Here is a 13,738-nt window from a genome sequence, read left to right on the forward strand (position 1 = left end):
CGTGGTTCGGGTTCCCGACGGGGACACATGGGCCGAGGGATGACACAGGAGACAAAACCATGCAGAAGATCCGCGAGTTCCATCGCCAGTCGGTGAAGGACAAGGAAGCGTTCTGGGCGCGTGAAGCTCAGCGCATCCATTGGGAAACCCCCTTTGGACAGGTGCTGGACTATTCCCGTCCGCCCTTTGCGCGCTGGTTCGTCGGCGGGCGCACCAACCTGTGCTACAACGCAGTGGACCGCTGGCTGGACACACAGGCCGATCAGCCGGCCCTGATCTGGGTGTCCACCGAGGTCGACCAGGAAATTGTCTACACCCGGGCCGAACTGGCGCGCGAGGTCAATGCGGCCGCCGCCATCCTGCAGCATCTCGGGGTGACGCAGGGCGACCGTGTACTGATCTACCTGCCCATGATTCCCCAGGCGGCCTTCTTCATGTTGGCCTGCGCGCGCATCGGCGCGATTCATTCCGTGGTGTTCGGCGGGTTTGCCGCGCACAACCTGGCGCAGCGCATCGACGATGCCCAACCCAAGGTCATCATCTCCACCGACGCCGGTTCGCGCGGGGGGCGTCCGATCGCCTACAAGCCCCTGCTGGATCAGGCAATCGGCCAGGCCGCGCATGCGCCGGAACATGTGGTGCTGGTCAATCGCGGATTGGCGCCGATGGCGCTGACGGCGGGCCGCGACCTGGATTACGCCACTTTGCGCGCGCGCCATCTGGACGTGCAGGTGCCGGTCGTCTGGCTCGAATCCAATGAACCCAGCTACATCCTGTATACGTCCGGGACGACCGGCAACCCCAAAGGGGTGCAGCGCGATGTCGGCGGTTATGCGGTGGCCCTGTGCGCGTCCATGGAATATATCTACGGCGGCAAACCGGGCGACGTGTTTTTTTCCAGCAGCGACGTCGGCTGGGTGGTGGGGCATTCCTATGTGGTGTACGGGCCGTTGCTCAACGGACAGGCCACGATCCTGTACGAAGGAACCCCCGTACGCCCGGACGCGGCGATCCTCTGGCGCATCGTCGAAACCCACCGGGTCAATGCCCTGTTTTCGGCACCGACGGCGATCCGGGTCCTGAAAAAACACGATCCGGCGCTGTTGCATCGCCATGACCTCTCCAGCCTGGACCGTGTCTATCTGGCGGGCGAACCCTTGGATGAACTGACCGGCAGATGGCTGTCCGATGCCATCGGAAAACCGGTCATCGACAACTACTGGCAGACGGAAACCGGCTGGCCGATCCTGTCCGCCCAGCCGGGGGTCGAGGAAATCCCCACGCGATTCGGCAGCCCCACCGTACCGGTGTACGGCTACGACGTGCGGGTGGTCGACGAATCCACCGGCCAGGACAGCGGGCCGAACCAGAAAGGCGTCGTGGCGATCGAGCCGCCGCTGCCCCCGGGGGCCATGAGCACCATCTGGGGCAATGACGAACGTTTCGTGCAGACCTATTTCCGGTCCTTCCCCGGGCGACTGACCTATTCCACGTCGGACTGGGGGCTGGTTGACGACGACGGCTACTGGTATATCCTGGGGCGTACCGACGACGTCATCAACGTCGCCGGCCATCGGCTGGGCACCCGCGAAATCGAGGAATCCGTCAACACCCATCCGGCGGTGGCCGAATCGGCGGTGGTGGGCGTGGCGGATTCGCTCAAGGGCCAGGAAGCCATGGCATTCGCCGTGTTGCGCAACCCGGATCTGCTCAACGAGGCGGGCGGCCGGGAACGGCTGGAATCCGAGATCAAGCGGGTCATCGAACAGCGCAACGGGGCGGTGGCCCGTCCGGCGCGCATCCTGTTCGTCAACACCCTGCCCAAGACGCGGTCGGGCAAGGTCCTGCGCCGCGCCATCGTGGCCTTGTGCGAAGGCCGCGACCCGGGCGATCTGACCACCATCGAGGACCCCGGCGCCCTCGATCAGATCCGCGCGGCGTTGTGAGTTCCCTGCGCCCTGGCGTGCGGTATCGCGAGGTCTGGTCCTGGGCCATGTACGACTTCGCCAATTCCAGCTACACCACGGTGGTGCTCACGACGGTGTTCAACGCCTATTTCGTGGGCGTGGTGGCTGCCGGCCGCAGCTGGGGGACGCTGGCACTGACGGGGGCGCTGTCCCTGTCCTATCTGTCGGTGATGCTGGCGATGCCCGGCCTGGGCGCGCGCGCGGATGCCCGGGCCGGGCATCGCCGGCTGCTGTTCACCAGCACGGTGGGCTGCGTCTGCGCCACCGCGCTCCTGTCCACCGTGGGGCCGGGAAATATCGCCTGGGGCCTGCTGTGGCTGGCCGTGTCGAACATGTTCTACTGCGTCGGCGAGTCCGTGGTGGCGTCCTTCCTGCCCGGCCTGGCCCGTACCGAGGCCATGGGGCGCGTGTCCGGCTGGGGCTGGGGCTTTGGCTACTGCGGCGGCATGCTGGCCCTGGGCCTGTCCCTGTGGGTGGCGAGCGCGGCCGAATCCCATGGCCTGACCGCGCCGGTCTATGTGCCGTGGATCATGGGCCTGACCGCCGCCTACTTTGCCATCGCCGTCCTGCCGTCGGCCATCTGGCTGCGTGAGCCTCGGGGTACCACGATGACGACCGCGCCCATGGCAATGCTGGCGCAGCTGCGCTACGCTTGGCATGAAACCCGGCGGGATTTTCCGGATTTTCGTCGCCTGTTGATGTGCATCGCCAGCTACCAGGCCGGCATCACGGTCGTCATCACGCTGTCGGCGGTTTACGCCACGGAGGTCATGGGCTTTGGCATGCGCCAGACGATGCTGCTGGTGTTTCTCGTCAACATCGCGGCGGCGGCCGGTGCCTTCAGCTTCGGCTATCTGCAGGACCGGATCGGGCACAAAAAAGCGTTGGCACTGACCCTGGTTGGCTGGATCGCCATGGTGCTGCTGGCGGCTTCGGCCCATTCCGTGGGCGTGTTCTGGGCGGCCGCCACGCTGGCGGGGCTGTGCATGGGAACCAGCCAGAGCGCCGGGCGGGCCATGGTCGGGGTCCTGGCGCCTTCCCATCGTCCCGCTGAATTCTTCGCCCTGTGGACATTTGCCGTGCAGCTGGCGGCGGTGGTGGGGCCGCTGACCTATGGTGGCCTGGTCTGGGCGACCCACGGAGATCACCGGGCGGCGCTGCTGGTCACCGGCCTGTTCTTTGTGGCGGGCCTGTGGCTGCTGGGCCGCCTGGATTTCGAACGCGGCAAGCGGGACCGGGATGCCGGCGAGGCCGCTGTGGCGTCAATTGTCAGGGTCGAGTAAGACTTGTGCGTTACGGTTGCACGCGAAAGAATTCAAACATGATGTGGTCCACATCAACCTAAAGGAGCGAGCCAAATGCCTACGGAGATTGAATCGATTCTGGTGGAAAACCGGGTGTTTCCGCCCCCTGCCGATCTGGTCAGGCAGGCCAACGTGTCGGGAATGGAAGCCTACCAGGCCCTGTGCGATGAAGCCAACCGCGATCCGGATGCGTTCTGGGCGCGCCTGGCCAATGAGAACCTGGTGTGGGACAAGCCCTTCACCCAGGTGCTGGACGAATCAAACAAGCCGTTCTACAAGTTCTATCCCGATGGCCAGATGAACGTCTCGGCCAACTGCCTGGACAAGCACCTGGGCACGCCGGCGGAAAACCGCGTCGCCCTGATCTTCGAGGCGGACGGCGGCCAGGTGACGAAAGTCACCTACAAGGAACTGCATGCCCGCGTGTCGCAGTTCGCCAATGCCATCAAGGCGCTGGGTTTCAAGACCGGCGAGCGCGCCATCATCTACCTGCCGATGTCCATCGAGGCGGTGGTGGCCATGCAGGCCTGCGCGCGCCTGGGCATCATCCATTCCGTGGTGTTCGGCGGCTTCTCGGCCAAGAGCATCCACGAACGCACCGTGGACGTGGGCGCCACGCTGGTGATCACGGCCGATGCGCAGCTCCGCGGCGGCAAGACGATCCCGCTGAAGGATGCCGTGGACGAGGCACTGGCCATGGGCGGCTGCGAGGCCGTGCGCAAGGTCATCACCTACAAGCGCGCCGGTTCCAGCGTGCAGTGGCATGCCGATCGCGACCTGTGGTGGCACGACGTCATCCAGGGCCAGTCCACCGACTGTCCGCCGGTTCCGGTCGATGCGGATCACCCGCTGTTCATCCTGTATACGTCGGGTTCCACCGGCAAGCCCAAAGGCGTGCAGCATTCCAGCGCCGGGTTCCTGCTGTGGTCGCTGATGACCATGAAATGGACCTTCGATGCCAAGCCGACCGACGTGTTCTGGTGCACGGCCGACGTGGGCTGGGTCACGGGGCACTCGTACGTGACCTATGGGCCGCTGGCCGCCGGCGTGACCCAGGTCGTATTCGAGGGCGTGCCCACCTATCCGGATGCGGGCCGCTTCTGGAAAATGATCCAGGAACACAAGGTCACGGTGTTCTATACCGCGCCGACCGCCATCCGGTCCCTGACCAAGCTGTCCGAGGCCGATCCCAAGGTCCACCCGAAATCCTATGACCTCAGCTCGCTGCGTATCATCGGCTCGGTGGGCGAGCCCATCAACCCGGAAGCCTGGGTCTGGTACTACAACAACGTCGGCGGTGAGCGCTGCCCGGTGATCGACACCTGGTGGCAGACGGAAACCGGCGCCCACATGATCACTCCGCTGCCGGGCGCCACGCCACTGAAACCCGGTTCCTGCACGCTGCCGCTGCCCGGTATCGATGCCGCGATCGTCGACGAGACCGGCGAAGAAGTCGAACGCGGCAAGGGGGGCTTCCTGGTCATCCGCCGCCCCTGGCCTTCGATGATCCGCACGATCTGGGGCGACCCGGAACGGTTCAAGAAAACCTATTTCCCGTCGGAACTCAAGGGCTACTATCTGGCGGGCGACGGCGCCCAGCGCGACAAGGACGGCTACTTTTGGATCATGGGGCGTATCGATGACGTGCTGAACGTCTCCGGCCACCGCCTGGGCACGATGGAAGTCGAATCCGCCCTGGTGGCGCACGAACTCGTGGCGGAAGCCGCCGTAGTGGGCCGCCCGGACGACACGACGGGTGAAGCCGTGGTCGCCTTCGTGGTGCTCAATGGTCCGCTGCCGCAGGGCGACGAGGCCGCTGCGATGGCCAAGCTGTTGCGCGACTGGGTGGCCAAGGAAATCGGTCCCATCGCCAAACCGCGCGAGATCCGCTTCGGTGAAAATCTGCCCAAGACGCGCTCGGGCAAGATCATGCGCCGCCTGCTGCGTGTAGTCGCCAAGGGCGAACCCATCACCCAGGACGTATCCACGCTGGAAAATCCCGGCATTCTGGAACAACTGGCCGAGGTGCGGTAACGAGTGTTGAAAGGCGTCCTGTGATCCAGGGCGCCGGACACAGCCAAAGGGGCGGGATACATTCCCGCCCCTTTTTTAATGCGCCAGCCCCGGCAGCATCGCCTTGATCCCACCGACCACCATCTCCACCGCGATCGCCGCCAGGATGATCCCCATCACGCGGGCCATGATCACCCGCATCTTTGTCGAGAGCAGCTTGCCGATCGATGCGGCGAAATACAGCACGATGAACAGCGATGCCAGCACCGCCACCAGCACGATGCTAAACGCCACGTACTGGGATGACTGGCGCACCTGTGCCCCGTAGATGATCAGGGTAGTGATGGTGCCTGGGCCCACGATCAGCGGAAAAGTCAGCGGATAGAAGCCCGGATTGTCGTCCATCCCCGCCGCAGCCGCCGTGTTGGCGCTTTTTTCCTGGGTGGCGCGTTCGTGGGAGGTGATCGGCTGGCCGTTGAGCATCGACAGCGCGATGCCGATCAGCACGATGCCCCCCGCGACCCGGAAGGCGTCCAGCGTCACGCCGAAAAAGCTGATGATGTGGCTGCCGGCCACCGAGATGACGACGCACATGACCGTCGTGTAGAGCAGGATCGCCGTCGCGAGATTGCGCTGTTCGGCAAGGGTCCGGTTGGCCGTCACCGCCAGGAACACCGGCAGGGTGAGAAACGGATTCATGATGGCGAACAGGGCGCCCAGGAATTTGGTGGCGAAAGCGATATCCATCGGTGATGGGCTCCCGCCCGGTATGCTTGAACGGTTTGACTCGGGCGCAGCTGGGATGGCGGCGCCCAGTGGCATTTTACATGCCGTTGTAGACCGGCCCCTCGCCGCCCTGAGGGGTCACCCAGACGATGTTCTGCGTCGGGTCCTTGATGTCGCAGGTCTTGCAGTGGACGCAGTTTTGCGCGTTGATCTGTAACCGGTCTTCGCCGGTCTCAGTCTTCACGAATTCATAGACCCCGGCCGGACAGAACCGCGCCTCGGGCCCGCCGAACTTCGCCAGATTCACCTTGACCGGCACCGATGCGTCCTTCAGCGTCAGGTGCACCGGTTCGTTTTCGTCGTGGTTGGTGTTCGAGATGAACACCGAGCTGAGGCGGTCGAAGGTCAGCTTGCCATCGGGTTTCGGGTAGTCGATGCGGGCGCATTCCGCCGCAGGCTGCAGACAGGCGTGGTCGGGCTTGGTGTGATGGATCGTCCAGGGCATTTTGCCCTTGAACAGCCACTGTTCGATGCCGGTCATCAGCGTACCGACCGTGCGGCCTTTTTTGAACCACTGCTTGAAATTGCGGGACTTGTTCAGTTCGGCGTGCAGCCAGGACCGTTCGAACGCGGCCGGGTACGCGGTCAGTTCGTCGTGGCTGCGGCCGGCCGCCAGGGCGTCGAAGGCCGCCTCGGCGGCCAGTGCGCCGGTCTTGATGGCCGAATGGCTGCCCTTGATGCGCGAGGCGTTCAGCACGCCGGCCTCGCAGCCGACCAGGACGCCACCGGGGAAGCATATTTTGGGCAGCGACAGCAGCCCGCCGGCCGTGAGCGACCGGGCACCGTAGGAGATGCGCTTGCCGCTCTCGAATGTCTTGCGGATGGCGGGGTGGGTCTTGTAGCGCTGGAATTCCTCGAATGGCGACAGCCAGGGATTGGCGTAATCCAGTCCGACCACCAGTCCGACCGCCACCAGGTTGTCGTTCAGGTGATACAGGAAGGAGCCGCCGTAGGTGTCCGAATCCAGGGGCCAGCCCGACGTGTGCATGACCGTTCCGGGACGCGACTGCGAGGGATCGACCTCCCAGAGTTCCTTGATGCCGATGGCGTAGCTTTGCGGATCGCGGCCGGCGTCCAGGCGGTATTTCTCGATCAGCTGGCGGCCCAGGTGGCCGCGCGACCCTTCGGCGAAGACCGTATAGCGGGCCAGCAGTTCCATGCCGGGCTGGTAGGCGTCGGTGTGGCTGCCATCGCGCGCCACGCCCATGTCGCCTGTCAGCACGCCCCGCACGGCGCCCGATTCGCTATACAGGATCTGCGCTGCGGCAAAGCCGGGGAAGACGTCCACTCCCAGGGATTCCGCCTGTTCGCCCAGCCAGCGCGTGACATGGCCCAGACGCACGATGTAATTGCCGTGATTCTTGAAGCAATCGGGCAGCAGCCAGCCTGGGGTGCCGCGCGCACCCGATTCGGTCAGGAACAGGAAGCGGTCATCCGTGACGGCGACGTCCAGCGGTGCGCCCTTTTCCTTCCAGTCGGGGATCAGTTCGTTCAGGGCCTGCGGGTCCATGACTGCGCCCGACAGGATGTGCGCCCCGATCTCGGCGGCCTTTTCCAGAACGCAGACGCTGACGTCCTGGCCCCGTTCGGCGGCCAGTTGCTTCAGCCGGATGGCTGCCGACAGACCGGCCGGCCCCCCCCCGACGATAACGACGTCGTACTCCATCGATTCACGTTCAGTCATGATTGAATGGCTCCCGTTTCTTCATGATCGGTGCGCAGGGCCCGTGCCCGGCTGATTGCCGGCCATTGTATTGCAGAACTCGGCCTTGACTATCGCGTTCCGGAGAACGGATCGGCGGGTTCAGATGTGCGGGCGTCGCGGATCTGTCTCGTGTCGCACGTGGTCAGGTCATCTTCGAGAACAGCGTGCAATACCAGATCTCACTGACGATGCACGCCGCGTCGGCCACCGGCAGCATGTCGGCCGCCGCGTCCGGGTGCGCATACCAGACATAGGCCGACTGTTCGGTCATCGAGGCCAGTGCTTCCAGGGAGATCCGTGCCGGCATCCGGTTGACTTCGGTAATCCCGTGATCCCGTTCGAGCGCGGTGGCGACCCGGATGATGTGGCGTTCGCGCATGTACCACCACATGTCGTTGTAACGCGGGTCCACCATCGTCGCTTCGATGAAGGCCCGCATGACCTTGCGATGGTTGCGGTAATGGGTCAGATAGCCGCGGTTGGATTCCAGGATCGCCTTGCGCGGGTGGTCGCGGAAGATGTGAGGCTCGCCGGGCCGGCTGGCCGCGTACAGCTCGTTGTGGATGTCGTGGATGATCGCCAGAAAGACATCGTCTTTGTTGTCGAAGTAGCGGTAGAGCGCGCCCATCGACAATCCGGCTCTTTCGGCCAGATCGCTCATGCGCATCGAGACGTAGCCCGCCTGTCCGAAGGTTTCTCGCCCGCTTGCCAGAATGCGCGCCAGGGTGGCTCGCCCCTTGGGGGTCGTGGGCTGCGGGAGGATGGGTTCGGGTGCTTTTTTGAGCATGGTCTGAACTTAAAAAAAAGTGATATCACTATTGCTTTTTAACGTAGCCTCACTTACAGTGCAAGTACAGAAGAACATAAAAAGACTCGAAAGTCCGGTCGATCGGTTTGCAGAGGGTGGTGACATGGTGCATCAGTCGGTTCCGAAGATTGTGGAGACAACCAACGATAGAGCGCGGATGCCGTTGGGCGCCGCCGGGGTCGTTTTTCGCCCCATCGAGGATAACGCACTGTCCACAATCCAGTCATGCACCCGTCCGGGGCGGCACGAGCATATTTCATCGAATTCCTTCAGCGCGGCAACCTGGCCTTGCGCGGGGATATCTACGGATTCTGATTTTGGATCGGAGCGTGACTGGATCATGGAGAAGCAAATATGAGCGGCATATCGGATGCGGATTTTCGCTATGAAGGGCAGGTGGCGATCGTCACCGGGGCGGGCAGCGGGTTGGGCCGTGCTTACGCGAAATTGCTGGCTGCCCGGGGCGCCCGGGTGGTCGTGAACGATATCGGCGTTCGACAGCAAGTCGATGGGTCATCCGTCAGTTCCGCCGAACTCACCGCGCAAGAGATCCGGGACGAGGGAGGCGAAGCCGTTGCGAACACATCGTCGGTCGCTACCCGTGAAGGCGGCCAGGCCATCGCTGACCTGGCCATGTCGAAATACGGGCGTATCGACATCCTCGTCAATAATGCGGGAAATATCTCGCTGACGTCCTTCAACAAGCTTGATCCCGCCGCCGCCGCGCCAATTTTCGATGTGCATGTCTGGGGGGCGTTCTATGTCACGCAGCCTTGCTATCAGCAGATGGTCAAACAGCAATACGGCCGGATCATATTCACGACCTCAGGGGTCGCGTTGTTCGGCAACGGCGGCATTGCACCTTACGCGGCAGCCAAAGGCGGCGTATTCGGGCTGCTGCAGGTCCTCAAGCTCGAGGGCGCCAGGCATGGCATCAAGGTGAACGCGGTGGCCCCCATGGCGTCCACGCAACTGACCGACGATGTCGAGATGCCCCAATATCACCAGGTCAGCGAGGACATGGTGGTTCCCGAACTTGTGGCCCCCGTCGTGGGTTATTTCGCGGCCCGCGAGTGCGCCTATACAGGCGAGACCTGGTCCGCGGGGTCCGGCTCGGTCGCCAGGCTTTTCGTCGCGCGGTCCCCGGGTTTCTTCAAACATCCCGTCCGCCAGGGCCGGCTGACGGTCGAGGATGTCGCGGGAAATATCGGGCGTATCCGCAGTGAAGAAAATTACACGACGCCGGAAAGCTGGCCGGCGGAATGGGCGCTGCTGGTCGATCAGCTGACGGGTCGTTGAGTGATTGCCGGAGTCAAAAATGGGCAGTGCTGAAATCCATGAATATCTGAGGAATCTCGATTTCGAAGCAGCGGGCAAGCTGACTTTGCCGGATCTTCTCGAAAAACGTACCCGGGCGACGCCGGATGCCATTGCCGTCAGATCGCCGGCGGGTCACATGAGCTTTCGCGAATGGCTGGATGGGGCGAAGGCCATTTCGGCGCGTCTGCGGCAAGCCGCCACCTACCGGCCCGATACCCCGGTTCTGGTGTGGGTGGATACGGCCGATTGCCGCAAAGTGGTCTGCGCGCAGCACGGCGTCGCGGACAGCGCCTGCATCATGGCCCCGCTGGATGACCGCCTCAGCCTCACGGAGGTCAAGCGGTTCGCCAAGGATGTGGCGGCAACCGCAGTCATCGTCAGCAGGGGGTTGTTGCTGGCTCACAAGGACGAAGATCTGCGGGAGTTCTCCCTCGATGGCATGTCCACCCAGGGCAGTCCCCTGGATCTGCTGATCTTTTCCGTCGATGGTGGCGCTTTCCATCTGGTCGCCTCGGTAGAGGACGGGAAGGGCGCGCCGGCGGACACCGGGCGGTCGGATCGGGTTCGCCCGAAACCGGAGGATTGCGCGTTGCTTGCCTTTACCTCGGGCACGACCGGGCGGCCGAAGGCGGCGATGATCACGCATGGCGGTTGTGTTCAGCTGGCCGAAAGAATGGTCAATGGCGTCTTCGCCGCGCCGCGCGGGGGGCGCGCGATCGGTCCGGAAGATGTGATTCAGTCGCCGGTACCCGCCTATTTGCCCACCAGCATCGTCAATACCTTGTATGCGGCCGTGTTGGCCGGATGTCCCGTGAGCTACCGGGGGCGTAGATTCGATCCGCTGGCTGAGGAAAAAGAAATGGTGCTGGCCGGCACGACTGTCTATGCGGGGGCTCCGGCCCACTACGCGATGATGTGCCAAGGGCCAGTCAGCGATGACTCCAGGGCGTCCAAGGTACAGGTCATGACCACGAGCGGCGCGCCCATGACGTCCGCCCTGTACCAGTCGATGAAAGAACGCTGGCCGCGGGCGTCCATCGCCAACTGGTATGCCCTGAATGAAACCATGGTCGGGCAGACGCTCAATTTTGGCCCGGATATGGATCTTGATCCGACGGCCATCGGTAAGCCGATCTGGCCGACGGACCTTGCGGTTGTCGATGAAGCGGGGAATCCGTGCGCACCCGGCGATTCCGGCGAGGTCCTTCTCAGGGCGCCGGGGCAAATGGTGGGGTATTACCTGAACGAGGCGGAGACCAAAAAGCGCATCGACGGGGATGGCTGGATCCACACGGAAGATACCGGCTTCGTCGGCAAAGAAGACGGCCTGCTGCGGATTACCGGACGCAAAAGCGATCGCATCAATCGGGGCGGATTCAAGTTCTATCCCGCCGAAGTCGAGGAGGTTCTGCTGGGCCATGAGGGTCTGGCCGACGCGGCGGTCCTGGCCATTCCGGACCCGATTCTGGGACAGGATCTCGTGGCGGTCGTGGTCCGGGCTGCGGATGGCCGGCATGGGACGCCCGGTGAAACGGACGTCCAGGAATTCTGCCGGGAAAGACTGTCGCGCAACAAGGTGCCCAGCCGGATCTATTTCGTGGAACAGTTGCCAAGAAGCGGTTTTGGCAAGGTGGTCAAGAAGGAATTGATTGCGCTCTGGGAAAAAATGAAATCCCCGGAAGCCAATGGATTGCCGTGATTTATTTTGATTCCAACCCGAGAAAATAGGGAGACAGTGATGGAACCGTTGTTCTACAGCATGCAGGAAGTCGTCATCGCCGTGAAGGACCTGGACAAGGCCACCGATCGGCTCAGTGAAATCTTCGCGGCGCCCGCGGATGGTCTGGCCTCGGAACCTCTGGAAGGCATCGAGCTCATTCAGCGGGGTGTATGGATCGGCAATGAAAGAATTGCCATCGTCGCCGATTCGACCGGGACCGGCCCCTTGTCCCAAGCGATCGAAAAGCGCGGCGAGGGCGTCCACGAAATCTGCGTGCGGACGCGGAATCTGAACGAGGCGATTGCACATTTCAAGGCAAAAGGCGTCCGGCTGACGCGCGACGAACCTTATGTCTTGAAGAACTACGAATATCGCGGCGAAGTCTTCTCCGAGGTGCGGATCGTCTTCATCCATCCCGCGAGCTGCTACGGCGTGCTCGTCGAAGTCCAGGAATGGGTCAAGTAGCGGCCGGGTCGGTGCGATCGTTGGCAAGGATATGGGAATCATCATGAGCAACCAGCTTTCTCAGTTGTCCGGAACCGATCTCGGCGTCCATGTGTCCACGCATGAAGCCAACAGGGCAATCCTGTATGCGCTGGCCGTGGGTGCGGCGGCATCGGATCTGGATCTGGTCTATGAACGCGATTTGCGGGTACTGCCGACATTCGGCTGCGCCCTGGGTCTGTGGGCTGTCGAGTCGGCGGGCAGGCTGGGGGCCTACGATCCCAAGGCGTCGCTGCATGTCGCGCAGAAAATTCAGATCCATCGGCCGTTGCCGGCCTCGGGACGTATCGAAATGCGTGGCCGGATATCTCATGTCTACGACAAGGGGAAGGCCACCTTGGTCGAGGTCGAAGTCGCTTCCGAATACTTCACGGCGACCTACACGGTTTTCTTGCCGGGGGTGGGCGGCTGGGGCGGCGATCGTGGTCCGTCGGCCTCCGCGACCGCGGATGTGGTCTATACCGAGACCACCGACACGGCGACCCGGCCCGAGCTGGCCGCTCTGTATCGTCTGACGGGCGATCTGCATCCGGTCCACATCGATCCAGAGGTCGCCCGCGCCAATGGATTCCCCCGTCCGATCCTGCATGGCCTCTGCACGCTGGGGATTTCCGCACGGATCATTGCCGGTCAGCATGGTGTCCATCCCGCGGATCTCAGCAGTCTGGAAGCCCGCCTGACGTCACCCGTGCTTCCCGGCGATTCGCTGACCGTGGTGTCAGGGAAAAAAGACGGCCGGATTTATTTCCAGACGCTTTCGCAGGGCGCAGTGGTGTTGGGAAACGGCCAGGCCGTATTTGGCTGACGAGAGAGATTCCATGAACCAAGTGACTATTAACGATATCGATGTGGCCTATACCGAGCATGGGGCCGGAGATCCGCTTGTGTTCGTCCACGGTCTGGCCGAAGACCGCCATACCTGGCGCGTGCAACAGCACGCGCTGGGCCGGTTCCACAGTTTCGCCTATGACCTGCGCGGCCATGGACAGACGGGCAACGGCCAGTCCGACGGAACTTTGGCGCAACTGGGAAACGATTTGCTGGCTTTCATCGAGAAGGTCACTGGTCCCGCCACCGTCGTCGGGTTTTCGCTGGGGGGTACCGTCGCACTCTGGGCTGCCGCCGAACGTCCGGACCTGGTCCGGAAATCGGTTGTGCTGGGGACATCGTCTGTCGTCGGACGTTCAGCCGTGCCGTTCTATGAAGACCGGATCGAAAAGGCCGCCGATACCCGTGCGGATGCATTCAAGGACGCCATGCGCGCCGACACCGACGCCGGGATCTTCAGGGCGCACGAGGCGCTCGATCGGGTCGTCACCGCGCGGCTCGCCGCGGTCGGGGACGGCAAAGGCTACATCAATGCCGCCAGGGCCATGATGCGCCTGAATGCCGATCCGCTGACGCCATGCCTGTCGCGAATCAGGACGCCGGTGGTGGTGATCGGGGCCGAACACGACCAGTTCTGTCCGCAGAAGGCGGCATCGATCCTTCTGGATGCCTTGCCGGGTGCCGAATTCCTGTCCATTCCCGAAGCTGGGCACCTGATGAACGTAGACAACCCCGAGGCGGTGACGGAAGCCTTGTCGAAGGCGCTGGGTCATTGAATCGGCG

11 protein-coding genes are annotated in these 13,738 nt (G+C 63.3%); 8 read left to right on the plus strand and 3 right to left on the minus strand.

Features of this window, described 5'->3' with window-relative positions:
- Positions 1–59 precede the first annotated feature (59 nt).
- The 3 genes from ABCV34_RS00670 to acs all read left to right on the plus strand — a co-directional run bounded on the left by ABCV34_RS00670 (position 60) and on the right by acs (position 5,305).
- Complete coding sequence (locus ABCV34_RS00670) at positions 60–1,946, plus strand: propionate--CoA ligase (protein WP_345797323.1); 1,887 nt, start codon at positions 60–62, stop codon at positions 1,944–1,946.
- A 47-nt stretch (positions 1,947–1,993) separates the two neighbouring features.
- Complete coding sequence (locus ABCV34_RS00675; RefSeq protein WP_345798656.1) at positions 1,994–3,250, plus strand: MFS transporter; 1,257 nt, start codon at positions 1,994–1,996, stop codon at positions 3,248–3,250.
- A 75-nt stretch (positions 3,251–3,325) separates the two neighbouring features.
- The gene (acs, locus tag ABCV34_RS00680) at positions 3,326–5,305 is read left to right on the plus strand and encodes an acetate--CoA ligase (protein WP_345797324.1); all 1,980 of its coding nucleotides are present in this window, start codon (positions 3,326–3,328) and stop codon (positions 5,303–5,305) included.
- Positions 5,306–5,380: 75 nt separating this feature from the next.
- On the opposite strand, the gene ABCV34_RS00685 is transcribed toward acs, so the two are convergent.
- The 3 genes from ABCV34_RS00685 to ABCV34_RS00695 all read right to left on the minus strand — a co-directional run bounded on the left by ABCV34_RS00685 (position 5,381) and on the right by ABCV34_RS00695 (position 8,562).
- Positions 5,381–6,031 carry a MarC family protein gene (locus tag ABCV34_RS00685; protein ID WP_345797325.1) on the minus strand — a complete coding sequence of 217 codons (651 nt, stop codon included), beginning with the start codon at positions 6,029–6,031 and terminating at the stop codon, positions 5,381–5,383.
- Positions 6,032–6,107: 76 nt separating this feature from the next.
- Positions 6,108–7,754 carry an electron transfer flavoprotein-ubiquinone oxidoreductase gene (locus ABCV34_RS00690; RefSeq protein WP_345797326.1) on the minus strand — a complete coding sequence of 549 codons (1,647 nt, stop codon included), beginning with the start codon at positions 7,752–7,754 and terminating at the stop codon, positions 6,108–6,110.
- Between the two features lie 163 nt (positions 7,755–7,917).
- Positions 7,918–8,562 carry a helix-turn-helix domain-containing protein gene (locus ABCV34_RS00695; protein WP_345797327.1) on the minus strand — a complete coding sequence of 215 codons (645 nt, stop codon included), beginning with the start codon at positions 8,560–8,562 and terminating at the stop codon, positions 7,918–7,920.
- Between the two features lie 375 nt (positions 8,563–8,937).
- Between ABCV34_RS00695 and ABCV34_RS00700 the strand changes: the two genes are divergently transcribed.
- The 5 genes from ABCV34_RS00700 to ABCV34_RS00720 are packed head-to-tail and all read left to right on the plus strand — an operon-like array spanning position 8,938 to position 13,731.
- Positions 8,938–9,882 (plus strand): SDR family NAD(P)-dependent oxidoreductase, encoded by a 945-nt coding sequence (locus ABCV34_RS00700; protein ID WP_345797328.1) that lies wholly within the window; start codon positions 8,938–8,940, stop codon positions 9,880–9,882.
- Between the two features lie 19 nt (positions 9,883–9,901).
- Positions 9,902–11,602, plus strand: a complete 1,701-nt coding sequence (locus ABCV34_RS00705) for a class I adenylate-forming enzyme family protein (RefSeq protein WP_345797329.1) — start codon at positions 9,902–9,904, stop codon at positions 11,600–11,602.
- A gap of 39 nt (positions 11,603–11,641) precedes the next feature.
- A complete protein-coding gene (locus tag ABCV34_RS00710; protein ID WP_345797330.1) occupies positions 11,642–12,088 on the plus strand; it encodes a VOC family protein in 447 nt (148 codons plus the stop codon).
- A 43-nt stretch (positions 12,089–12,131) separates the two neighbouring features.
- Positions 12,132–12,932 carry a MaoC/PaaZ C-terminal domain-containing protein gene (locus ABCV34_RS00715; protein WP_345797331.1) on the plus strand — a complete coding sequence of 267 codons (801 nt, stop codon included), beginning with the start codon at positions 12,132–12,134 and terminating at the stop codon, positions 12,930–12,932.
- Between the two features lie 13 nt (positions 12,933–12,945).
- Positions 12,946–13,731: an alpha/beta hydrolase gene (locus ABCV34_RS00720; protein WP_345797332.1), complete on the plus strand. Its 786-nt coding sequence runs from the start codon at positions 12,946–12,948 to the stop codon at positions 13,729–13,731.
- The last annotated feature ends 7 nt before the right edge of the window (positions 13,732–13,738 follow it).

It is taken from the genome of Castellaniella sp. MT123 (genome assembly GCF_039614765.1).
Classification (GTDB): domain Bacteria; phylum Pseudomonadota; class Gammaproteobacteria; order Burkholderiales; family Burkholderiaceae_B; genus Castellaniella.